At 71.2% G+C, this 21,972-nt stretch carries 22 protein-coding genes and 1 pseudogene; 12 read left to right on the top strand and 11 right to left on the bottom strand.

What is annotated here, in order from left to right; genetic code table 11:
- From ACT4N7_RS06285 to ACT4N7_RS06295, 3 genes are all read right to left on the bottom strand, one after another.
- On the bottom strand, positions 1 to 2,322 hold a 2,322-nt coding region (locus ACT4N7_RS06285; protein WP_444827634.1), incomplete at its 3' end, for an AAA family ATPase.
- 135 nt (positions 2,323 to 2,457) lie between these two features.
- Complete coding sequence (locus ACT4N7_RS06290; RefSeq protein WP_444827635.1) at positions 2,458 to 3,966, bottom strand: MFS transporter; 1,509 nt, start codon at positions 3,964 to 3,966, stop codon at positions 2,458 to 2,460.
- A gap of 64 nt (positions 3,967 to 4,030) precedes the next feature.
- A complete protein-coding gene (locus tag ACT4N7_RS06295; RefSeq protein WP_444827636.1) occupies positions 4,031 to 4,423 on the bottom strand; it encodes a hypothetical protein in 393 nt (130 codons plus the stop codon).
- Between the two features lie 264 nt (positions 4,424 to 4,687).
- Here ACT4N7_RS06295 and ACT4N7_RS06300 point away from each other — a divergent pair, with 264 nt between their 5' ends.
- The gene (locus ACT4N7_RS06300; protein WP_444827637.1) at positions 4,688 to 6,136 is read left to right on the top strand and encodes an NCS2 family permease; all 1,449 of its coding nucleotides are present in this window, start codon (positions 4,688 to 4,690) and stop codon (positions 6,134 to 6,136) included.
- Between the two features lie 33 nt (positions 6,137 to 6,169).
- Entirely contained in the window at positions 6,170 to 6,784 is a 615-nt protein-coding gene (locus tag ACT4N7_RS06305; protein WP_444827638.1) for a DUF742 domain-containing protein, read from the top strand.
- Between the two features lie 52 nt (positions 6,785 to 6,836).
- Here ACT4N7_RS06305 and ACT4N7_RS06310 read toward each other — a convergent pair whose 3' ends face one another.
- Together ACT4N7_RS06310 and ACT4N7_RS06315 are read right to left on the bottom strand one after the other, a co-directional pair.
- Positions 6,837 to 7,079: a hypothetical protein gene (locus ACT4N7_RS06310; protein ID WP_444827639.1), complete on the bottom strand. Its 243-nt coding sequence runs from the start codon at positions 7,077 to 7,079 to the stop codon at positions 6,837 to 6,839.
- A 54-nt stretch (positions 7,080 to 7,133) separates the two neighbouring features.
- On the bottom strand, positions 7,134 to 7,349 hold the full coding sequence (locus ACT4N7_RS06315; RefSeq protein WP_444827640.1) for a hypothetical protein: 216 nt from the start codon (positions 7,347 to 7,349) through the stop codon (positions 7,134 to 7,136).
- Positions 7,350 to 7,500: 151 nt separating this feature from the next.
- On the opposite strand from ACT4N7_RS06315, the gene ACT4N7_RS06320 reads away from it, so the two are divergent.
- From ACT4N7_RS06320 to ACT4N7_RS06345, 6 genes and pseudogenes are all read left to right on the top strand, one after another.
- On the top strand, positions 7,501 to 8,352 hold the full coding sequence (locus ACT4N7_RS06320; protein WP_444827641.1) for a helix-turn-helix domain-containing protein: 852 nt from the start codon (positions 7,501 to 7,503) through the stop codon (positions 8,350 to 8,352).
- The gene (locus ACT4N7_RS06325) at positions 8,349 to 8,513 is read left to right on the top strand and encodes a DUF397 domain-containing protein (RefSeq protein WP_444827642.1); all 165 of its coding nucleotides are present in this window, start codon (positions 8,349 to 8,351) and stop codon (positions 8,511 to 8,513) included. Before ACT4N7_RS06320 ends, ACT4N7_RS06325 begins: the two co-directional genes overlap by 4 nt.
- A 29-nt stretch (positions 8,514 to 8,542) precedes the next feature.
- Positions 8,543 to 8,803 (top strand): hypothetical protein, encoded by a 261-nt coding sequence (locus ACT4N7_RS06330; protein ID WP_444827643.1) that lies wholly within the window; start codon positions 8,543 to 8,545, stop codon positions 8,801 to 8,803.
- A gap of 165 nt (positions 8,804 to 8,968) precedes the next feature.
- Entirely contained in the window at positions 8,969 to 9,325 is a 357-nt protein-coding gene (locus tag ACT4N7_RS06335) for a DddA-like double-stranded DNA deaminase toxin (RefSeq protein WP_444827644.1), read from the top strand.
- Positions 9,322 to 9,735, top strand: a complete 414-nt coding sequence (locus ACT4N7_RS06340; protein ID WP_444827645.1) for an Imm1 family immunity protein — start codon at positions 9,322 to 9,324, stop codon at positions 9,733 to 9,735. Before ACT4N7_RS06335 ends, ACT4N7_RS06340 begins: the two co-directional genes overlap by 4 nt.
- A gap of 121 nt (positions 9,736 to 9,856) precedes the next feature.
- Positions 9,857 to 11,112 (top strand): annotated as a pseudogene (locus tag ACT4N7_RS06345) (DUF222 domain-containing protein).
- Between the two features lie 57 nt (positions 11,113 to 11,169).
- Here the strand turns inward: ACT4N7_RS06345 and ACT4N7_RS06350 are convergent.
- Positions 11,170 to 12,420 (bottom strand): hypothetical protein, encoded by a 1,251-nt coding sequence (locus ACT4N7_RS06350; protein ID WP_444827646.1) that lies wholly within the window; start codon positions 12,418 to 12,420, stop codon positions 11,170 to 11,172.
- Positions 12,421 to 12,693: 273 nt separating this feature from the next.
- Here ACT4N7_RS06350 and thrS point away from each other — a divergent pair, with 273 nt between their 5' ends.
- Entirely contained in the window at positions 12,694 to 14,703 is a 2,010-nt protein-coding gene (gene thrS / locus ACT4N7_RS06355) for a threonine--tRNA ligase (RefSeq protein ID WP_444827702.1), read from the top strand.
- 2 nt (positions 14,704 to 14,705) lie between these two features.
- On the opposite strand, the gene ACT4N7_RS06360 is transcribed toward thrS, so the two are convergent.
- From ACT4N7_RS06360 to ACT4N7_RS06370, 3 genes are read right to left on the bottom strand one after another with little or no spacing between them, the layout of a single operon-like run.
- Positions 14,706 to 15,365: a response regulator gene (locus tag ACT4N7_RS06360; RefSeq protein WP_444827647.1), complete on the bottom strand. Its 660-nt coding sequence runs from the start codon at positions 15,363 to 15,365 to the stop codon at positions 14,706 to 14,708.
- Positions 15,332 to 16,462: a hypothetical protein gene (locus tag ACT4N7_RS06365; RefSeq protein WP_444827648.1), complete on the bottom strand. Its 1,131-nt coding sequence runs from the start codon at positions 16,460 to 16,462 to the stop codon at positions 15,332 to 15,334. Before ACT4N7_RS06365 ends, ACT4N7_RS06360 begins: the two co-directional genes overlap by 34 nt.
- Entirely contained in the window at positions 16,459 to 17,604 is a 1,146-nt protein-coding gene (locus ACT4N7_RS06370; protein WP_444827649.1) for a sensor histidine kinase, read from the bottom strand. Before ACT4N7_RS06370 ends, ACT4N7_RS06365 begins: the two co-directional genes overlap by 4 nt.
- 231 nt (positions 17,605 to 17,835) lie before the next feature.
- On the opposite strand from ACT4N7_RS06370, the gene ACT4N7_RS06375 reads away from it, so the two are divergent.
- Genes ACT4N7_RS06375 through ACT4N7_RS06385 form a run of 3 tightly spaced genes read left to right on the top strand, consistent with a single transcriptional unit; the run spans position 17,836 to position 20,641 of the window.
- Positions 17,836 to 18,912: a hypothetical protein gene (locus tag ACT4N7_RS06375; RefSeq protein WP_444827650.1), complete on the top strand. Its 1,077-nt coding sequence runs from the start codon at positions 17,836 to 17,838 to the stop codon at positions 18,910 to 18,912.
- Positions 18,909 to 19,817, top strand: coding sequence for an ABC transporter ATP-binding protein (locus tag ACT4N7_RS06380; protein WP_444827651.1), 909 nt, complete (start codon positions 18,909 to 18,911; stop codon positions 19,815 to 19,817). Before ACT4N7_RS06375 ends, ACT4N7_RS06380 begins: the two co-directional genes overlap by 4 nt.
- Entirely contained in the window at positions 19,814 to 20,641 is an 828-nt protein-coding gene (locus ACT4N7_RS06385) for an ABC transporter permease (RefSeq protein WP_444827652.1), read from the top strand. Before ACT4N7_RS06380 ends, ACT4N7_RS06385 begins: the two co-directional genes overlap by 4 nt.
- On the opposite strand, the gene ACT4N7_RS06390 is transcribed toward ACT4N7_RS06385, so the two are convergent.
- Both ACT4N7_RS06390 and ACT4N7_RS06395 read right to left on the bottom strand, forming a co-directional pair.
- Positions 20,638 to 21,456, bottom strand: coding sequence for an esterase/lipase family protein (locus tag ACT4N7_RS06390; protein WP_444827653.1), 819 nt, complete (start codon positions 21,454 to 21,456; stop codon positions 20,638 to 20,640). The genes ACT4N7_RS06385 and ACT4N7_RS06390 overlap by 4 nt on opposite strands.
- Positions 21,457 to 21,517: 61 nt before the next feature.
- Positions 21,518 to 21,940, bottom strand: coding sequence for a cold-shock protein (locus ACT4N7_RS06395; protein WP_444827654.1), 423 nt, complete (start codon positions 21,938 to 21,940; stop codon positions 21,518 to 21,520).
- Between the last annotated feature and the right edge of the window lie 32 nt (positions 21,941 to 21,972).

The following is a 21,972-nucleotide window of genomic DNA, read 5'->3' on the forward strand; positions in this document are numbered from 1 at the left end:
GGTCTCGGCGCGCCGCAGCGCCGCCTGGGGGTCGCCGAGCGGGTGGCGCACCCCCGGGGCGCTGGTCCGCCCCGGCAGCACCGGGGGGTTGCGCCACCCGGCCCGGTCCACCTGCCGCCCGCAGTCCTGCAGGTGCTCCAGGGCCAGCCGCAGGTCGTCGGCCGCGTAGGCGTGGGCGGCCGCGGCGAGCCGGGTCAGCGCGACGACCACGGGGTGGTCGGTGCGGTGGCCGCAGGTCTCGACGATCTGGGCGGTGAACTCCCGGCCGTCGAGTTCCACCGCGGTCGCGAGCCGCAGCAGGCCCGCCACGGTGGCCGTCTCCAGCCACCGCTCGCCCATCGACGCCATCGCGGCGGTGGCCTGCGCGGTGCCCTCGCCCACCCGGCCCGCGCCGACGTGCACCAGCGCCTGGCCGATCCGCGCGACGGCCGTCGCGGCCGGGTCGTGTTCGCGCCGGGACACCTCCAGCGCGATGTCCGACCACGACTCGGCGTGGGCGGCCTGGTCGGCGATGGCGAGCGCGGTGAGCACCATCGGCACGGCGGTGTGCGCGTGGCCGGTGGGGGATTCGAGCGCGAGGATGCCGTGGCCGAGCCGGGCGACCTCCACACTGGACACCGACCCGGTGAGCACCGCCGACTCCAGGAGCACGGCCAGCAGTTCCCGCCCCGCAGGCGTGGCCATGGCCCGGTTGTGGTCCAGACCACGCAGTCGGCGCACCGCGTCCGCCAGCCGGTGCGGGTCGCCGTGGTCGACGGCGCGCACGCGGGCCTCCATGCGCAGCGCCAGTTCCCGCTCGGTGCCGGTGAGCGCGTCGGCGTCGCCGCACTCCGCCGCCACCTGCCGCACCACCTCGGTGACCGCGGCCGGTGCAGTGGCCAGCGCGAGCGGCGAGAGCCGGGCCACCGCCGAGGCCCGCGCCGACACCGAGCGCACCAGCGACACCGCCTCCAGGATGTGCCGAACCGACGTGGACGTGTCGTCCACGCGCTCCACCGCGGCCAGTTCCAGCAGCAACTCGGCTCGGTCGACGCTCTCCGCGGCGGTGTCGAGCAGGGCCCGCCGGAGGTACCGGGCGGCGGCCGCGGCGGCACCGCGGGCCGCGGCGGACTCGGCGGCCTCCCGCAGCGAGTCGACCGCCCAGGCGTCCTGTTGGGACGGTACGGCGACCAGGTGCGCGGCGACCTCCTCGGCGGGCGAACCCGTGCGGTACAACAGGGTCGCGGCGGCCACGTGCAGCCGCTCGGTCTCCGCCGCGGGGGTCAGCACGTCGACCGCGGCGCGCACGGCCGCGTGCACGAACCGCGCGGGTGGGCCCGGCACCAGCAGCCCCTGCTGGGCCAGCGAACGCACGACCTCGGCGTACCCGACCGCGTCGAGCCCGGTGAGCAGCGCGACGAGGTCCGGGTCGGCGGCGTCGCCCAGGCAGCCCACCGCGCGCAGGAACGCGTGCACGGCCTCTGGTTGCGGGCGCACCCGGGCCAGCACCCGCTCGCCCAGCGCGACCGGCGCGAGGGTGTGGACCAGCTCGACGCTGTCGTCGGTGGGCAGGCGGCCCGCCGCGGCCAGTTCGGCGAGCACGCACCGGGCGATCAGCGGGTTTCCGCCGGACATGGCGTGGCAGGCCCGCACGAACACGTCGGTGCCCGGCTCCCCGCACACCAGGTGGACCAGCGACCGCACGCCGTCGAGGGTCAGTGGCGCGGGCCGCAGCAGCCGGTCCGCGTGCTCGATCAGGTGCCGGACCCGCGGCGCCCGGGTGTCCGCGCCGCCCTCGCGGACGGTGACGACCACGAGCACGGGCACCACGTCGAGCCGGTTCACCAGGTACCCGAGGCCGCGCTGGGACGCCTCGTCGGCCCACTGCACGTCGTCGATGAGCAGCACCACCGGGGCCCGCTCGCCGAGCACGGTGAGCAGGTGGCGCAGCGCGGGCAGCAGCGCCTGCTGGTCGGGCACGAGCCACTCGCTGCCCGCCGCGCTGCCGTGCGCGGTGAACAGCGGCCGCACGTGCTCCGACACCCCCGCCACCACGCGGACCCGTTCGGCCTCGGTCAGCTCGGTCACCGCGGGCTCGCACAACTGCCGCAGCACGCCGACCGGGAGCCTGCGCTCGACCGCGGCGGCGGTGGCCCGCAGCACCAGCGCGCCCGTGGCCGCGGCCGCCGCGCCGAACCCGTGCAGCAGGGCGGTCTTGCCGACGCCGAGCGGCCCGCCGACGACGATGAGAGATCCCCGGCGCCGGTCCAGCGCGCGCAGGGCGTCGGCCAGTTCGGCGGCCTCGCCGTCCCGCTCGACCAGCGACCCGTCCCCAGGCGGCATCGTCAGCCGTCCCCACCTGACACCAGCGGCATCCTCTCGCCCGACCGGCCGCTTCTTGGGGCCGAGTGAAACACAGCCGTCAAGCCCGCGGGCCCACCTGGGCAGCGGTGCCGACTGGTGCCCCCGGCGCGGCGGTCACCCGCGGTCGTCCGGGGTCAGCAGCGCGACCGCCGCGGCCATGGCCACCAGCGCCGCGCAGCCGACCACGACGGCGACCCGCATGCCGTCGGCGAACGCGCCGACGGCCGCGTCGGCGAGCGCGGAGCGGGCGGGCTCGGGCAGGCCGTCGGCGACCCGGATCGCCTCGGCGAGGGAGCCGCGCGCGGTGTCGGCGGGAACGGCGGCGGGAATCGCGTCGCCGACACCGACCCGGTAGACCGCCGCGGAAATGCTGCCGAGTACCGCGATTCCCAGCGCACCACCGAGTTCGGTGGCCGTCTCGGACAGCGCCGACGCCGTGCCCGCCCGCTCGGGCGGCGCGGCGGCCAGCACGAGATCGGTGGCCAGCACGATCACCATGCCCAGCCCGGTGGTCAGCACGCTGCCGCCGACGACCACGGCGACCAGGCCGGTGTCGTCGGTGACCGTCGCAGGCAGCCCGAACCCGGCGGCCGCGGTCAGCAGGCCCGCGACGACGATTGTCCTGGCCCGCAAGCGTTTCGCCATGATCCCGCCGAGGACGAGACCGAGCACCAGGGTGCCGATGGCGGGCAGCCGCCAGAGCGCGGCACCGAACGGACTGATCCGCAGCACCACGAGGAAGTACAGCGAGCTGAACAGGATCATGCCCAGGAGGGCGAACTGCAACACGACCGTCGTCGCGAGCGCGGCACTGAAGCGGCGGTCCCGAAACAGTGTCGGATCGAGCAGCGGATTCGCCGAATCCCGTTGCCTGCGAAGGAAAACGACACCGAGCAGACACCCGGCCGCGACCGCGGCCACCGAGACCACACCGGCGTCGCCTTCGGCGAGCCGCTTGCCGCCGTAGATCACCGACAGCACCGCCGCGAGGGACAGCAGCGCGCCCGGCACGTCGAACCGGCCCACCGCGCGACCGCGGAACTCCGGCAGCAGCACGGGTCCCGCGGCCAGCAGCAGGACCATCACCGGGACGTTGACGAGGAACACCGACCCCCACCAGAACCGTTCCAAAAGGACACCCGCGACGATCGGCCCGATCATCGCGCCCGCCCCGAAACCCGCCGTCCACAACGCGATCGCGGACCGGCGCCGCGCCGGGTCGGGGAACATGGTGCGGATCAGCGCCAGCGTGGACGGCGCGATCGTCGCCCCCGCGACGCCGAGCAGCACCCGCCCGACGATCACCAGTTCCGCGCTGTCGGCGAACGCGGTCAGCACCGACGCGGCCCCGAAGCCCACGGCGCCCAGCAGCAGCAGCCTGCGCCTGCCGATCCGGTCGCCGAGCGCGCCCATCGCGATCAGCAGGCCCGCCAGCAGGAAGCCGTAGCTGTCCATGATCCACAGGAGCTGGCCGGGGCTCGGGCCGAGGTCGAGGGTCAGCGCGGGAACGGCGTGGAACAGCACGCTGGTGTCCATCGACACCAGCAGGCAGGCGAGCACGATGACGCCCAGCCCGAGCCACTCGCGCCGCCCGGCCGCCAGCCGGGCCTGGTCGACACCCATCGTCCCCCCGCTCCGTCGCGATCACCGTACGAGCGGGCGCGGGCCGGGGACACGACGCGCAGGGTCAGTCCGATGCGGGGTTCCGCCCTGGCGGCGGATCGAGTAGGGCGAGGTCCGGCGGCACCAGCGTGGTGGAGAGCACGAGTTCGCGGAACAGGTTGTCGTTGAGCGCGTTGCCGACCGGTTCGCCGACTTCCTCCCGGACGAGCCCGTATACCCCGCCCGTGGACAGCCGGGCCCGCACGTCGATGACCATGTGCTCCACCCGGCGGTGCGTCCACGTCGAGTGCGGCTGGAGTTCGGCGAGCAGCTCGGCGGTCTGCTGCCGGGACAGCGGCTGCGGCCGGGCCTCGTGCAGCAGGTACCGCTGACCCATCGCGACCAGCACCAGCCGCTCGTCCGGGGTGAGCCGCCACGTCTTGGGCGGCTGGGTGAGATCGGTGCCCGCTCCCGACATCCCAAGATCAACTAGTCCGAGCAGGCCCACGCGGCAGATTTCGACTGCCTGGCAAGTTGCACCTCGCAGGGTGCCGGGCGGACCAACGGCCCCTGAATGGCCCTTGACGAACGTCGCGCGCAGTCTATCGTATTGGTTTTCGAAACCTGTCGATGATCACGACGGCTGAGTCGGTTAACAGGAGATTACCAAAGTATGGTTACGAATCGAACTCCGCCCGCGGCGCCGCGAAAGCCAGCGCCGAAAAGCGGAGCGGTCGGCGCCGTGGACCGCTATTTCGAGATCAGCGCGCGCGGCTCCAATATCGGCCGCGAAGTACGCGGCGGATTCGCGACCTTCTTCGCGATGTCCTATATCGTGGTACTCAATCCACTGATCATCGGCACGGTTCTGGACGCGGACGGAAATCTGCTCGGAAACGCCAAGGACATCCCCACCAGCATCGCCGCGGTGGGCAGTGTCACCTGCCTCGCGGCGGGCCTGCTGACCATCCTCATGGGGATCGTCGGCCGCTACCCGTTCGCCATCGCGGTCGGCCTGGGGCTGAACTCCTTCCTGGCTGTGGCGGTCGCGTCCAAGATGTCCTGGCCGGAGGCCATGGGGCTGGTCCTCGTCGAGGGCGTCGTGATCACCCTGCTGGTCCTCACCAAAGTCCGCACCGCGATCCTGCACGCGATACCCAATGACCTCAAAACCGCGATGAGCGTCGGCATCGGCTTGTTCATCGCCTTCATCGGACTGGTCGACGCCGGTTTCGTCCGGCGCGTCCCGGACGTCGCGGGTACCACGGTCCCGGTCGGTCTCGGAATCGGCGGGGAATTGTACGGCTGGCCGACCGCGGTATTCGTTTTCGGGCTCCTGCTCACCGCGGTGCTCGTCATGCGCCGGATACGCGGCGCGATCATCATCGGCATGGCGTCGGCCACCGTGGTCGCCATCCTGATCGAGGCGATCTTTCGACCGGGCCCGGCGTTCGTCAATGGTCAACGCGTAGCGACCGGTTGGCAACTGAACGTGCCCACCGTGCCGACCGATTTCTTCGCCTTTCCCGATCTGTCCCTCATCGGCGACGTCGATCCCCTTGGCGGTTTCAGCCGCGTGGGCGTGCTCGCGGCGCTGATGATCGTGTTCACCTTGTTGCTGTCGGACTTCTTCGACACCATGGGCACCGTGGTGGGCCTGAGCAGTGAGGCGCGGTTGCTGGATCGGGACGGCCGGGTACCCAGGGTCGGCCAGGTGCTCCTGGTCGACTCGCTCGCGGCCACCGCGGGCGGGGTGGTGTCGAGTTCGTCCAACACGACCTACATCGAGTCCGCCGCGGGCATCGGCGAGGGCGCGCGCACCGGCTTCGCGAACCTGATCACCGGGACGATGTTCCTGGCCGCGATGTTCGTCGTGCCGCTGGTGTCGGTGGTGCCGTTCGAGGCGGCCACGCCCGCGCTGGTGATCGTCGGGCTGGCGATGACCTCGCAGATCCGCCGGATCGACTTCAGCGACGTCGGCATCGTGGTCCCGTGCCTGCTGACCGCGGTGCTGATGCCGTTCACCTACTCGATCGCCGCGGGCCTCGGCGCGGGCATGATCACCTTCGTCGTCCTGCGTGCTTTCCAGGGCCGCGCCAGGGAGATCCATCCCCTGCTGTGGACGGTCGCGGCGCTGTTCGCCCTGTACTTCGTGGCACATCCCCTTCGAGTCCTGCTCGGGATCGTGTGACGATGTACGGCGGACTGAGATAGGCGGCTGGCCATGGACCTCTTCGGGATATACGGCGCACGCGCGGACGGTGAGAACACCGGCACGGGCGGCGCTCCCGAAGAGGCCGCCGATGCCCACCTGCTCGACCCCGACCCGCCCCTCGCCGACGAACGCGTGACCGACACCGTCGAGATCGTCGGGCTGGCGCCCGAGCCCGAGTCGGGCAGGCACTCGATGGAGGCCGCCGTCACGGTCTACCCGCCGGAGGCAGGCCCCACCGCGGCCCGCGACGAACAGGTCGAGCGCTACCTGCAGGAAATCGGCGGGGTGGACGAGAGCAGGCACATAGTCCGGCCCTACGCCCGGACCGGCGGCCGCACCAGGTCGGGGGTGGGTCTCGCGCTGGAGACCCTGCTGGTGACCAGCGCGACGGCGCACCCTGAACCCCTGGCCGCGGAACACCGCTTCGTCTGCCGACTGTGCGTGGACCCGTTGTCGGTAGCCGAGATCGCCGTCTACACCCGCCTGCCGATCGGCGCGGCCCGGGTGGTGATCGCCGACATGATCGACCTGGGCCTGCTGATCGCGGGCCGCACCGAGTCCACCATGAACGGCCCGTCCATCGACCTGCTTTCCCGCGTCCTGCACGGCCTCCGCGACCTCTGACGCCGTGAGTCCGGCGGGCGGCAGCGGCTCCGGTCGCCGGATTCGAGCGGGCTCACACCGCACCTTCCTCGGCCGAGTCGGACTCGGGCGCCGCGCGTAGTGCGTCCATCTCGGCCAGCGCCGCGGTGCCGAGCCGCACCAGTTCCCTGAGCGGCTCGTAGTCGATGATGAATTCGAATACGTCCCTCCTGGTCCCGCAGGTGAACTCCGCCTCGTCGCCCGCCAAGACGGAGACCTTCATCGGGCAGCCCTCGCGGATGGCCACCCACGAGCTGATCGTGATGTTTCCGTTCATGTCGTTGTCTCGACTCCCGCCACATCCGGTGCTTCTCGGTCACTTCCCAGTCGCTCACCTGGACTGCCGCCTGGCGACCGCCCTGATCTGCGCTTCGGTCAGGGCGTCCTTGGCCGCGCCCACGTCTGCCAGTCCGATCACCGCCGCCTCGCCGGGCGGAGCCAGCATGGCCACGTCCGCCGCGTCGGTGACGAAGACGACCAGCTCCCGCAGGCGGCCGGAACCGTCGCGACACGGGACCGACCAGCGGTCCTCCTCGTAGCGGTGCATCTCGACTCCTGGAACAGCCGGTGTAGCGTTGTGACGCGGTCTGGTGCAGGTGGAACAACTGGTGTGCACCACAGTGGATTGTGCGCACCAGTTACACAATGCCCTGATCGGGTGAGTTCGGCTGACTGCCCGTGACTGCTAGGGTGCGTCCATGGCAGGTTTCAGTGAAGGCGCCCCGCGCGCTCGCACGCTGGCCGCGATGCTGCAGGAAGCGCGCACCGGCTTCGGTATCAGTGCTCGCGAACTGGCGCGCCGCCTCCAGGTGGCACACACCACCGTCGGCCGCTGGGAGAACGGGCAGACCGTCCCCAACGCCGAAGACGTGTCCGCCCTACTGGCCTGCCTGGAGATCGGCGGCGAGGAACGCGAACGCATCCTGTCCCTGGCCCGCGACACCGTGACCGACGACTGGCTGACCTCCGGCCTGCCCGGCGTCGCCCAACAGTTGGCCAGCGTGCTGGAGTTCGAGCGCACCGCCCGACACATCACCCAGTGGGCGCCGCTCCTCATTCCCGGCCTGCTCCAGACCAGCGACTACGCCCGTGCCACGCTCGGCCCAGGCACACTGCCTCGTGACGAAACCGAAACACGGCTCCTGATGCGCATGGCCCGCCGCGACGCCCTCGTTCGCCGCGATCCCACGCGGTTGATCGCCGTCATCGGCGAACCAGCGATTCGTGGCGGGATCGGCGGCCACGCGGTGATGGTCGATCAACTGCGGCACTTGCTGAAGATGGCCGAGGTCGACTCCGTCACCATCCAGATCGCCGGCCTGGCGGGCGCCTGGCACCCAGGCCACATGGGGCCATTCCTGCTCTACGAGTTCGAGGAACTCCGGCCCATCGTTTACCTGGAGCACCACCGAACCGGCGCGTTCGTCGTCGACGACGACGACATCAAGGACTACCGCGCAGCCGTGGACATCATTCGCGGTGTAGCGATGTCTCCGGCGGAATCTCTCACGTTAATCACCGATGTCCTCACGACCATGGAGCAATCATGACGGCACCCCGTTGGCGCAAGTCGAGCCACAGCGGCCAAGAAGGCGATTGCGTGGAGCTGGCCCACACCCTCGACACCGTGCGCGACAGCAAGAACCCCCACGGCCCCACCCTCACCGCCAACATCCCCGCCTTGCTCAAAGCCCTCAAACCCGCCTCCTGACGCCACCGCCGCACGAGAGTGGACCTACGATGTCTGGACACCTCGAACATGCCGCTGGCGCACTGAACGCGGCAAGCCAGGCTCTCCCGATAGAACACGTACGGACCGCAAGCGCGCAGATTCAGAATGTAGTGCAGGCGATCCAGCAGGCGGGGGGAGCACGCGGGCAAGAATTGATCCAGTGCGCCCTAGCGGTTCAGAGCGAATTGGACACCCTGGCCGACAAGCTCGCCGAGCTTCGCGAACGGCTCAACTCCGCTGCGGTGATCGCCCTGCAGGGCGGTACCTGAAGCAATGTGGGCAGCGAAAGTGCCCGAAAAAACCCACCTGTCTTGCCGCCGCCGGCAGCACCAACAGGGTTCGCAAACAGACATCGCGACAGGTATCCCGAGGGCGCGTTGCCGTACTCCGACGATCTTCCTCCCCGAGTCCGGCGCGGGCAACGCAACTCGCCAATGACCGGACGCCTGCAGGTCGGAGGCAAGGACTTCGGCACACTCGACGCGGCCCGAAACGACCCGTGGACCAGCGAAGTCAACTCACGAATACGAGCGCTCGGACTTCATGATGACGTTTATGCCGTCAACAATCATGTCGAGATGAAGGCTGTAGCCGCGATGATCGCATCGGGAGCTACCTGCGCCCAAGTTGTCATAAACCATTCGCCGTGCGGTTCTGAACCGAGGGCCAGAATGGGTTGCGACCAGTATCTTCCCGCATTTATTCCACACGGAAGCACACTCACCGTCTTCGGTACCGACGCTCAAGGAAGCCCGTTCCAGCGGACATACGAGGGGAAGGCGCCACAGTGATCCCGAGCATTCTCGAAGTCTCGTTTATCAATGTGGACGACCTCACTGGTAACGACGACCTGGTGTCAGCAGTCCGCGAATTGAATGCCGGCGGGGTCGAGATCCCCTGGGCATGGTGTATCTCCGCCGGACCGACAGACCCCTTGTCATCCGATCGGCGGACCTTGACCATCGGGGTCAACAACACAGTCGGTGTGCTCGTGTGGTCGCCGGGACGGGGGCGTCAAGTGCCACAGGCCGGAGCCAACCCGGAGTGGTCCACCTACTATCTGGCGGGAATGTACGACACATCCATTCCGCCGAATGCCGAGGTTCCACCGGAAACCGTGTACGAGGCGCTCGCCGAGTTTCTGGACACCCGTTCGCTGCCGACCTGCATCGAATGGCAGCGCGCCGTAGATCCGGCATAACCGCCCGGTAACGCGGTTGGCGCGCAAGGGTTTCGTGGGATTTTCACTCGATGGTGTGGGGTCGCCGGTGTGGACCGGGTGCGGGGCCGGAATTGTCGGTGGTGCTCGGGACGATGGTCACATGTCCGAGTTGGCGATCAAGCACAACGACCCCGGCCGGTTCTGGGCGTCGCGTGGTCCGGCGTTGGCTGATGCCCTCGCCGGGGTGCTGACGCGACTGCGGGCCGACTACGCGGAACTGCTGGCGCTGGTGGGCGAGATCGACCGCGAGGATATCCACCGGCTCGCCGGGTACGGCTCGCCTGCCCAACTCGTGTCGGCGCTGACCAGAGTCGGCCCCCGGCAGGCGAAGCGGCTGCTGGTGCAGGCCGAGCAGGTGCGCGCGGAGACGACGCCGATCGGCCACGTCAGCCCGCCGCCGCTGCCCGCGACGGCGGCGGCGCTGGCCGATGCCGCGATCGACGGTGCGCACATCGAGGTGATCGCCCGGGCGATGGCCGAGGTCCCACCTGGGTCGACGCCCCGGCTCGCGCCGAGATCGAGTCCGCGTTGGCCAAGTCGGCCCGCACCGCTGATCCGATCGAACTGCGCGCGTGCGCCGACCGGATGCTGGCGGTGCTCGACCAGGACGGCCCCGAACCCGTGGACACGCCGATCCCCGAGCCGGGCAATCGCCTGTCCTGGCGCAGGCGGCGCGATGGCCGGGTCTGGGGCCGGTTCGAGTTGTGCCCGGCGGACGGCGCGACGTTCGAGGCGTTGGTGGGTCCGTTGGGCAAACCGCGCTCCACCGGGGACACGCCGGATCGGCGAGCACAGTCCGAGCGCGACGGCGACGCCCTCGCCGAGATCCTCGATCGGGCCATCGCCACCCCCGAACTGCCGACCGAAGCGGGAGAACGCCCACACCTCAACGTCACGATCGCGTTGACGGCGCTGGAATCCACCGTCGGTCGCGCCCTGCTCGACGGAACCGGCACGCTCAGCGCCGCGCAGGCGCGCGTGATCGCCTGCGACGCCAAGGTCATCCCGTACGTGCTCGGCGGCGCGGGCCAGCCCCTCGACGTCGGTCGCGCCCGCTACACAGTCCCGAACCACCTGCGCCGCGCGCTGATCCTGCGCGATCGAGGCTGCTGTTTCCCCGGCTGCGACCGCAGACCACGCGCCTGCGCCGCCCATCACGTGCGGTTTTGGGCCAACGGAGGTACCACCAGCCTGCAAAACTTGATCTTGCTGTGTCCCCGGCACCACCGGCTGTGCCACCACAGCGAATGGGACGTCCGAATCGCCGACGACGGGCTCCCGGAGTTCACCCCGCCCGCCTACCTCGACCGACAGCGAAGACCCCTGCGCAACACCACCCACGCCGCCGCGGCCTGACCGCCGTCCGGCCACACCCGTTGCACCCCGACCAGGGCGCGAGCCCAGCGGCTCGATTCACCGTACGGACGCGCCGCAGTTCGGCGGTGCTCCCCCGGTGCCATCGGCGAACGCGGGCGCGCACTCGGCTCGCCGTGGCGTAGTCAACGAACCGCCACCCGGTGTCGCCTGGCCGCTGTTGGTGATCACCGCGAGGCTGTGCAGCACGGTCCGCATTTCGGCCGAGTCGATGTTGGGGAATTCGTGCGCGTACTTCTGGTCCATCGCCAGGGAATTGGTCGACTTACCGCCGGTGGCATCGACGATGTAAGCGCCGTACGTCTTGAGTGTTTCGGCGATCTTGCGGACGTCCGGTCGGGTGATCCAGCTCAGGTCGTAGTCCGGCGGGAGAGCCATCAGTGAACCCATGTTCACGTGCGGATTCGTCCCGTGATAGCGGTCCTGCCAGCCCTTGTCGGCCTTGTACGCGGGCCAGCGGAAACCGTTGTTCGCCTTGCTGCAGCTCAGCCCGCAGTTCATGCCCAGCTTCAGCGCGTGCCGGATCGGCTGGGGACCGACGAGTTCGCCGCCGCGGATGGTGCCGCCGATGCCCGACAGGCCCGATCCGCCGTGACAGCCCTCGATTCCCTGCCCGGTAAGGGAAAGCGGCTTCCACGAGTAGTTCCAGGACGGGTCGCCGCCTTTGGTCAGTGTCATCGGCTGGCCCTGCAAGACCGTCTTCTTGTCGGGTGTGTCCATGAGCAGGGTGGCGCAATGGTTCCACGAACCGTCCGCTTCGAGCTTCGGATCGGTGTGCACCCGGTTCCGCTCGCCCGTGTCGTTCTGGCGGACCGTCTTGACCGGGAATCCGGGGTCGACGCTGATGTCTTCCTTGTCCAGATAGAGCCACTGGAACCGGGGGTCGAACGCCTGATACTCGGCCGTGGTGGCCAGCGGCAGATTCCACACCGAGTCCCAGGCGAACGGCCAGGCGTAGACATCCCGCGCCGGGGACGCGGCGGGCGAGCCGGGAACGGCGTCGACGGCCTCCAGGTCGGCGGGTTCCGCACCCTGCCACGTCAGGGGCTCCACCACCGGCTCGGCGCCCTCGCGGAACGTCACCACCGCCGCCCGGTTCTGGCCGGGCTTCTTGTTGTCCCGCACCACCAGCGTGACCACCTCGGTCGCGCTGTGCCGAATCAAGGCCGCCCCGCTCACCCCGGAGACCATTCCCCGGCCGACGGAGTGCCACTCGGTGTCACCGAGAACAGGCGTGGCGAGCGAGACAACGAGGGCACCCACGAGCAGGGGCACGAATGCTTTCGGCATGCCCGGAAATTAACAGACGAACGGGCCGCGACCAATGCGACCAAAGTCGGCCGACAATCACACCACAAAAGTGGATGTGAATAGCCCGACTAAAGTCGGCGGTCCATTTCCGATACATTTCCGCGCGGACGTGGCGATCGTCGTTTCCGCCGGACCGAGCCAGGTCCGGGGCGGTGACAGCGGCCGGGATAGCATCGGCGTGGTCAGCCAAGTCCCGTCTGAGGAGCTTCCGTGTCGCCATCAGGTGCCGAGCCGTCCGTAATCCCGTCGAGCATCACGGTGCCCGCCGGGACGACCGCCGGTACCGCGATCCGCGACGCGGGCATCCAGGCGAAGGGGCCGCGGGCGATCGTCGTCGTCCGTGATGCCGAAGGGCAACTGCGCGATCTGTCGTGGGCGCCCGCGGCCGACGCGGAGGTCGAGCTCGTCACTGCGGACAGCGCGGACGGGCGCAGCGTCATCCGGCACTCCTGCGCGCACGTGCTCGCCCAGGCGGTGCAGCAGGAGTTCCCCGAGGCGAACCTCGGCATCGGCCCGCCGATCAAGGACGGCTTCTACTACGACTTCCAGGTCGAGCGCCCGTTCACCCCCGACGACCTGCGCGCGCTGGAGAAGCGCATGAAGCAGATCATCAAGGGCGCGCAGCGGTTCTCCCGCCGCGTGCTGGAGTCCACGGACGCGGCCAAGGCCGAGCTGGCCGCCGAGCCGTTCAAGCTCGAACTGGTCGACATCAAGAGCGACGTGGACACCTCGGAGGTCATGGAGGTCGGCGGCGGCGAGCTGACCGTCTACGACAACCTCGACCCGCGCACCGGCGCGACCGTGTGGGGCGACCTCTGCCGCGGCCCGCATGTGCCGACCACCAAGCACATCCCGGCGTTCCGGCTGATGCGCTCGGCCGCCGCCTACTGGCGCGGCGACCAGAACAACCAGCAGCTCCAACGGGTCTACGGCACCGCGTGGGAGTCCGCGGAAGCCCTCGACGCCTACCTGGAGTTGCTCGCGGAGGCCGAGAAGCGCGACCACCGCAAGCTCGGCGCCGAGCTGGACCTGTTCTCGTTCCCGGACGAGATCGGCTCCGGGCTCGCGGTGTTCCACCCGCGCGGCGGCATCATCCGCCAGGAGATGGAGAACCACTCGCGGGCGCGGCACGTCGAGGCGGGCTACGACTTCGTCTACTCGCCGCACATCGCCAAGGGCAACCTGTTCCAGACCTCCGGGCACCTGGACTGGTACCGCGACGGCATGTACCCGGCCATGCACCTCGACGAGGAACTCGACGCCGAGGGCGCCGTGCGCAAGCCCGGCCAGGACTACTTCCTCAAGCCGATGAACTGCCCGTTCCACGACCTGATCTTCCGCTCGCGCGGCCGGTCCTACCGCGAGCTGCCGCTGCGGATGTTCGAGTTCGGCTCGGTGTACCGCTACGAGAAGTCCGGCACGATCCACGGGCTCACCCGGGTGCGCGGCATGACGCAGGACGACGCGCACATCTTCTGCACCCCCGACCAGGTGCAGGACGAGCTCAAGGCGCTGCTCGGCTTCGTGCTGAACCTGTTGCGCGACTTCGGTTTGGACGACTTCTACCTGGAGCTGTCCACCCGAAACGAGGAGAAGTACGTCGGCTCCGACGACATCTGGGCGAAGGCCACCGAGGCGCTGCGGGTGGCCGCGACCGACTCGGGGCTCGAACTGGTGCCGGACCCGGGCGGCGCCGCGTTCTACGGGCCGAAGGTCTCCGTGCAGGCGCGCGACGCGCTCGGCCGCACCTGGCAGATGTCCACGATCCAGTTGGACTTCAACCTGCCCGAGGCGTTCGAGTTGGAGTACTCCGCGGCCGACGGCACCCGGCAGCGGCCGGTGATGATCCACCGCGCGCTGTTCGGCTCCATCGAGCGGTTCTTCGCGGTGCTCACCGAGCACTACTCCGGCGCGTTCCCGGCCTGGCTGTCGCCGGTCCAGGTGGTCGGCATCCCGATCGCGCAGGAGCACGAGGAGCACCTGCACGAGGTGCGCAAAGCGTTGCGGGCCAAGGGAGTCCGGGCCGACGTCGACGCTTCCGACGACCGGATGCAGAAGAAGATCCGCACCCACACCACGCAGAAGGTGCCGTTCATGCTGCTCGCGGGCGGCGCCGACGTCGAGGCGGGCGCGGTGTCCTTCCGCTTCCGCGACGGCACCCAGATCAACGGCGTGCCGGTGGACCAGGCCGTGGCGACGATCGCCGACTGGGTTTCCCGCCGGGAGAACGCCTCGCCGACCGCCGAACTACTGGCCACCTGACCTCACAGGTCGTCCGCTTCGACCAGCCCGTCCTGGATGGCCCGCGCGACCAGCGCGGCCTTGGTCCGGGCGGGTCTGCCGACGTTGGCGTACTTGAGCCGCACGCGGTCGAGATAGGTGTTGACGGTGCGGACGGTGACCCCGATCCGCTGTGCCACCAACTGTTTCGACTCGCTCTGGAACCACTCGACCAGCACCTCCTGCTCGCGCGCGGACAGCCGCGGCTGCGCGGGCCGGACGTTGGCCGCGATCGCCCCCGCGAGGGCGGGCGCGATGTAGGGCCGGTGCTCGGCCGCCGCGATCGTCGCCGCGACCAGGTGGTCCTTGCCCTCGGCCTTGGTGAGGTAGGTGGCGGCCCCCAGTTCGAGGCAGTTCAGCGCGACGTGCTCGTCCTCGCGCATGGTGTAGACCACGACCTGCCTGCCCGCGTCGACCAGCCTGCGGAGGTCGCCGTAGGCCGCCGACCGGTCGGGCGACAACCGCAGATCCAGCACCACCACCTGCGCGGTGTCCCCGGGCGGGGTCCACGCGGCCTTCGCCGTCGTGCCGGTCGCGACCACCGCGATCGGCGGATCGGCCGCGGCGAACCAGGCTTCCACCCCCGCGAGGATCGCCGGGTGGTCGTCGATCACCGCAGCGGTGACGGGTTCACGGACTCCCACACTGCCTCCATCCAGAGCACATTCCCGGACATGACCCGGTCCACCCGGACATGGCGGGATTCCGGGGCGGGCGGCGGTTCGGCGACCTCGGTGACGACGCTCATCCGCACCCGTTCGGGGCACCGCAGCACCGTCACCCGCGCACCGGAGGTGGCCAGGACGAGTACCTGCGAAACCGAGTCCAGCAATTCGCGGCGCACCGCGGTGTCCAGCGGGCACGGCTCACCGCGCACGGCCAGCTGCACCGAGACCCCGTGGCGTTCGGCGACGTCGAGGCCCGCGCGCAGTTCGTGCACCAGATGGTCGGACACGTCGTCGCCCTGCGCGAAGAGCCTGCGCATCCGCGCGGCGTCGACCGCGCAGCGCCGCCGGGTGTCCTCGGCGGCCGGGTCGAGCGTGCCGGTCGCCAGCCCGGCGAGCAGCGGCGCGGTGGTCACCAGCAGTTCGGCGTAACGCTGTTCGCGGTCGCGGTGCATGTGTTCCGCGGCGGCCTCGTCGGTGCGCACCCGCTCTTCGGCCCGCGCCGACGCGCTCGCGGAGACCGCGATCCCGCGCAGGATGCCCGCGGCCATCCCCACTCCGAGTTGGGCGCCCGCGACCGACACCGCGGAGATCGCCATCGACGCCAGCGCGGGCCCCGGCGCGCCGACCAGGACGACCTCGCCGACGGCGAGCACCAGGTGCGTACCGAGGAACGCCGCGACGGCCGCCAGCGACAGGTCGAAGAGCAGGACCAGCCCGTACCACCCGATCAGGCCGAAGCACCAGTGTTCCACTCGGACGGTCGGCTCGGGCGGCAGGCCCGCGGACACGATCGCCGACGCCGCCAACAGCAGCGCGACACCGCTCCAGCGGATCGGCGTCGGGATGTTCTTCTGCCGCAGCACGAAGTACGCGCCGCCCACGCCGACCAGCGCCAGCACTGCGAATCCGGCGATCTCCGACCACGACCCGCCGACCCGGCTGTAGGTCCGCACCGGCGGCGCGGCGCTGAGTCCGAACTGGACAGTCAGCGCCACCAGCAGCAGGGCCGCGCGGACCGCGGTCACCAACCGGTGCTGGATCATCGCGGCGCCGCCGGATCTTCGCTCGGTCATGCGGGCCACATCCAGCACACGGTCGTCCCGGCGCCGACGGCCGAGGTGACCTCGGCCCGACCGCCCACGGCGCTCATCCGGTCCACAATGGACGCCGAGATGCCCCGTCGGTGCGGCGACACCGCGGCGGGCCGGAACCCGCGGCCCCGGTCCACCACCCGCACGGCCACACCGCCGCCGTCGCGCTGGTGGGCGCACAGGGTGGTGTGCGTGTCACCCGCGTGCTGCCGGACGTTGTTCAGCGCCTCCCGCACGCCGAAGAAGATCGCGAACGCCGCGGCGGCGGGCAGGGTCAGCGGACCGCGGACGTCCCAGTCGATCCGCAGCCCCGGATAATGGACCAGCCTGCCCAGCAGGCTCGCGAGGTCGATCTCCCGCGCCACGCTGCCCGGAACCGTGCCCAGCGCCTCCAGGTCCCGCCGCGCCCGCTCCGGCAGCCAGCCGACGTCGTCGATCGACCCGGTCGAGACCATCAGCAGGGTGGTGCTCGCGGTGTCGTGCAGCATGGCCAGATACTCGCGCTCGGCGGCCCGCCGCGCCACGGCCACCGAGGCGTCCCTGCGCTGGACGGCGGCCCGTTCGGCGATCCGGTCCGCGATCCGGGCGGCGCCGCGGACCAGCACGAAGCCCACCCAGGCGAGCAGGGTCTGCACGGCCAGGCGCACGCCGACGCCGAGGAGCCCGTCGTCGGGCCCGGCGAGCAGGTTGCCCACCATGAAGCCCGCGACGCTCGCCCCGGCGACACACCACGCGGCCACCGGCCGGTGCGGCCACTCGTAGAAGCACGTCACGGACGTGATCGAGGCGACCGCGAACACCCAGCTACTGACCGGCTGCGGGCCGATGTCGAGCTGGCTCAGCCCCACGGTGACCACGATCAGCACGTCGACCGCGCTGAACCAGGTCGTCGGCAGGCTGTGGCGCAGCCGGAGTCGGAACACGCACCAGCCGGTCACGCAGCCCACGAGCGCGATCACCGCCCCGAGGTCGACCGCGTCCGCCGCGAACACGCCGAAGGCGCCCGACAGCACGACCACGATGCAGCGCAGCCAGAGCGCGGCCCGGCTGGCGGCGACGTGGAGATGGCGTTCACTGAGGCCGATGTAGCCCTCGCGGGGAGGCGGGCCCACGGTGTCGTTCACCGTGGCCGGCGCCCCTGCCCAACTCATGGGCACAAGGTAACCCAGCAAGCACGCCTGGGAACCCTGCGTGCCGCGGTCAACCGCGGCTGTGCCCGGATGCTCGGCACTCCGGGATACGGCACCCGGCGACTCGGCGTAGAAAGAGGGGGACGATTCGACGCACGCGAGCGGTGGTGGCCCTTGTCGGTGGTTCGGTCCGGGACTGTCCGGCGATGGTCGCTCGTCGCGGCCATGGCCGCTGTCGCGCTGGCGACGCCGACCGTGCTGGCCGCCCTGCCCACGGCGGGCGCGCCGGTCGACGCGGCCGACCTGCGCGATCGGATGCTGGCTTCCGCCGGGCAGCCCCACCAGGGCTTCGCCGAGGTCCGCGGCACGCTGGCGCTGCCCGAGCTGCCGCGGATCGAGGACGTGACGGCGCTGCTGACCGGCACCACCCGGGTGCGCACGTGGTACGGGTCGCCCGACCGGTGGCGGTTCGACGTCGTCTCCACGGCCGGGGAGCGGGACGTGTACCGCACACCGGACGGGGAGTACGTCTGGGACTACGGCGCGAACCTGCTGACCCAGGTGCTCGGCGAGGCCCCCGTGCGACTGCCCCGCGCGGGCGACTTCCTGCCGCCGGATCTCGCCAGGCGCGTGCTGTCGACGGCTGGCGACGACGCGGTGAGCCCGCTCGCGGGGCGTCGGGTGGCCGGGCGGGAAGCGGTCGGGCTGCGGCTGATCCCGGCCGACCCGGCGTCCACGATCGGCCGCGTGGACCTCTGGGCCGACGCGGACACCGGCCTGCCGGTCCACGTCGAGGTGACCGCGCGCGGCGCGGACACCCCGGTGCTCGTCAGCCGGTTCGTCGAGCTGAGCACCACCGCGCCGGACGCGGGTGTCCTCACACCGGTCTTCGCTCCGGGCGCCGGGTTCACTGTCGTGGCGGCCCCGGACATCGCCGACGCCCTCGGCGTGCTCGGCGGCGATCCACCGCCCGCCCGGCTCGCGGGCCGGGCGCTGCGCGAGGCCGACGCGGGCGGCGTGCGCGGCGTCGGGGTGTACGGCACGGACCTGTCCGCGTTCATCGCGCTGCCGGTGCCCCGCGAGGTCGGCGCGTCGGCGTCGGACGCGGCGGGCAAGGCGGGCGCCACCAGCGTCGAACTGCCGGGTGGCCGGGCGATGTCGCTGTCCATCGCGCCGCTGTCCGTGGTGATCGCGCGGTCGGACGTCGCCCGGCGCTGGTACCTGCTCGCCGGTCTGGTCGCCCCCCAGGTCCTGCTCGACGCGGCCGCCGAGCTGTCGCTGGTGCCCAGGAGCGGCCGATGATCGTCACCCGGGCGCTGACCAAACGCTACGGCCGGACCCTCGCGGTGGACGCCGTCGACCTCGACGTCCGCGAAGGCGACCGTTACGCGTTCCTCGGTCCCAACGGCTCGGGCAAGACGACCCTGGTCCGCATGCTCCTCGGCCTCGTCTACGCGACCAGCGGCGAGATCGAGGTTCTCGGCAAACCCATCCCCGCGCGCGCCGCCGCGGTGCTGCCGTCGATCGGGTCGCTGGTCGAGGGGCCTGCCGCCTACCGGCACCTCTCCGGCCGGCGCAACCTCGAACTGTTCGACGCGGCGGGCGCGGGCGGCAGGCGCGACCGCACTCGGCGGGTCGAGGACGCGCTCGACCAGGTCGGGCTGGCGGGGATCGACCGCCGCCCGGTTTCCGCGTACTCGCTGGGGATGCGGCAGCGGCTCGGGCTGGCCGCCGCGCTGCTGCGCAGGCCGCGGCTGCTCATCCTGGACGAGCCGACCAACGGCCTCGACCCGCGCGGCATCCGGGAGATCCGCGACCTGCTGATCGCCCTGAACCTGGCCGGTACCACGGTGTTCCTGTCCAGCCACCTACTGTCCGAAGTGGAGCAACTGGGGACCAGGGTCGGCATCGTGGACCGGGGCAGGCTGGTATTGCAGGACGACCTGGCGGCCCTGCGCGCGGCCACCGGCCGGGTGCTGGTGCGCAGCCCGGACGCGCCGCTGATCTCGGCGCTGCTGGACGGCCAGGTCGTCGCGCGCGACGGCGAGCGGGTGATCATCCGGCACGCCGACGCGGCGGAACTCAACGCGCACCTGGTAGGTCACGGCGTGCGGGTGTCGGCCATCGAGGCCGAACACCGGACGCTGGAACAGGTGGTCCTCGACGTGACCGGCCACGGCAGCGACCGGATCGGCGGCCCGGAATGATCGCCGTCGAGCTGCGCAAGCTGATTCTGCGGCCGCGGGTGTGGCTGAGCATCCTGCTGCTCTGCACGCTGCCCGCGCTGGTCGCGATCCTGCTGTCGGTGTCCGAGCTCGCGCCGCCACCGGGGCAGGGTGGGGCGTTCCTGTCCGCGGTCCTGCGCAACGGCGCGCTCTACCCGGCCGCGGCGCTGGCCATGGTGCTGCCCGTGTTCCTGCCGCTGGCCGTCGCGGTGTTCGCGGGGGACGCGATCGCGGGCGAGGCCGCCGCGGGCACCTTGCGCTATCTGTTGGTGCGGCCGGTGAGCCGGGTCCGGGTGCTGGCCGCGAAGCTGGTCACGCTGGGCGCGTTCATCCTGCTGGCGGTGCTGATGGTCGTGGTCAGCGCGCTGGCGGTCGGGTTGCTGCTGTTCGGCACGGGCGCCGAGGCGGTCGGGCAGCAGGGCGCGGTCACGTCGCTGTCGGGGGTCACGCTCGGCCCGGTCGAGCTGGCGGCCCGGCTGGCGGGCGCGATCGGCTACATCGTGGTGTGCATGCTGGGTTTCGGCAGCATCGCGCTGTTCCTGTCCACGCTGTCCGACTCGGGCCTCGGCGCGGCGCTCGCCGCGCTCGCGGTGCTGATCGCCAGCTCGGTCATGCAGACCCTGGAGGCCGCCGACCCGATCAAGGCGTACCTGCCCACCAACTACTGGCTGTCCTGGATCGACTTCTTCCGCGACCCGATCCTGTGGCACAACCTCAACCGCGGCCTGGTGCTCCAGACCTGTTACATAGCCCTGTTCTTCGCCGCGTCCTGGGCGAACTTCGCCACCAAGGACATCACCAGCTAGCTGCCTTCCAGGCGAAGTCGGGGGCACTCGTCGGCCGCGGGCTCGACCAACGGGCCGGTGCCCAACGCGCGCAGGACGAGGCCGGTGACCACCGGGTCGGTCGGGAGCTGCGCATGGCCCACCACCACCCCTGGGCACACGCGCTGCACGGGCACGTTCACCGCGCCCGGCAACCGTGCCGAGTCCGGCGGGATCACGATGCGGTCGTCCTCGGTCCACACCGACAGCCACGGCAGTGTCGCGGGCAGCCGCGTCCGGTCGAGGTCGGTCAGCAGCGCGCTGCCGGGGCTGAGCTGCCTGCACGCGACCGGGCAGGCGCCGGGGAGCAGCGCGCCGCCCACCGCGGCGAGCCGGGTGCCGTGCAGCGGCGCCCCGAGCGTGATCACCCGGCGGGCCGCCGCGCCGTCCGCGCCAGCCACCCACAGCCGCACGACGACGCCGCCCGCCGAGTAGCCGATCACGTCGACCGACGGCGCGCCCGCGGCCACCGCGTCGGCCGCGGCCCGGTTCAGCACCGCCACCTGGGCCTGGAGGTCGCCGGTGCCGTCGCCGGGCAGCGTCAGCACGTCCGCAGCGCGCCCGGTGCGGCGGATCCGCTCGGCCAGGGCCAGCAGCGCGCCGCGGGCGCCGCCGTAGCCGGGGACCAGCAGGACCGGCCCTGGCCTGCGCTGCTCGGCGATGCCGCCGGGCGCGTCGGGACTCCGCACGACCTGGACCACGACGGCGACCATCCCGGTCACGGCCGCGATGGCCAGCACCCGCGCGAGCCCGCGTCGCCGCGCGCTCAGCCCTGCCCACCACCCCGGAGTCCGCATACCGCCATACTGCCCCAGCCGCGGCTGCGCCCAGGGCTGCGAGAGACCGCGGGCCGACCCGTCAGTCGCCGAGCCAGCCGTGCGATTCCGCGAATTTCACCAGGCTCTGGCGGATGGCCACGATCTGCGCGGCGGACGCGCTGGGCGCCGCGGTCAGCAGCACCTCGGTGACCTCGGCCAGGAATTCCTGTGTGGACAGACAGTCGCAGAGGCCGTCGTCGTCGCCGGAGGCGGAACTCTGCGCGGAGCGGTGCGCCACCGGGGCGGCGGACGGCTCGGCGGCGCGCACCAGGCTCACCCCGAACGCCTTGGGTCCCCGCAGGCTGTCCTCGACCTGGAATTCGACGATCGCGCCGGGCGCGATCAGGTGCTTGTCGAAGTCGATGTCGTTGACGTGCAGGAAAACGTCCTCGCCGCCCGATTCGTTCGCCACGAAGCCGTATCCGCGAATGTGGTCGAACTTCACCACGGTACCCGTTGTCACTATTCCCACCACCGCATCTGCCCAATTCCAAA

The sequence above is a fragment of the Actinokineospora sp. genome (genome assembly GCF_052390155.1).
Lineage (GTDB): Bacteria > Actinomycetota > Actinomycetes > Mycobacteriales > Pseudonocardiaceae > Actinokineospora.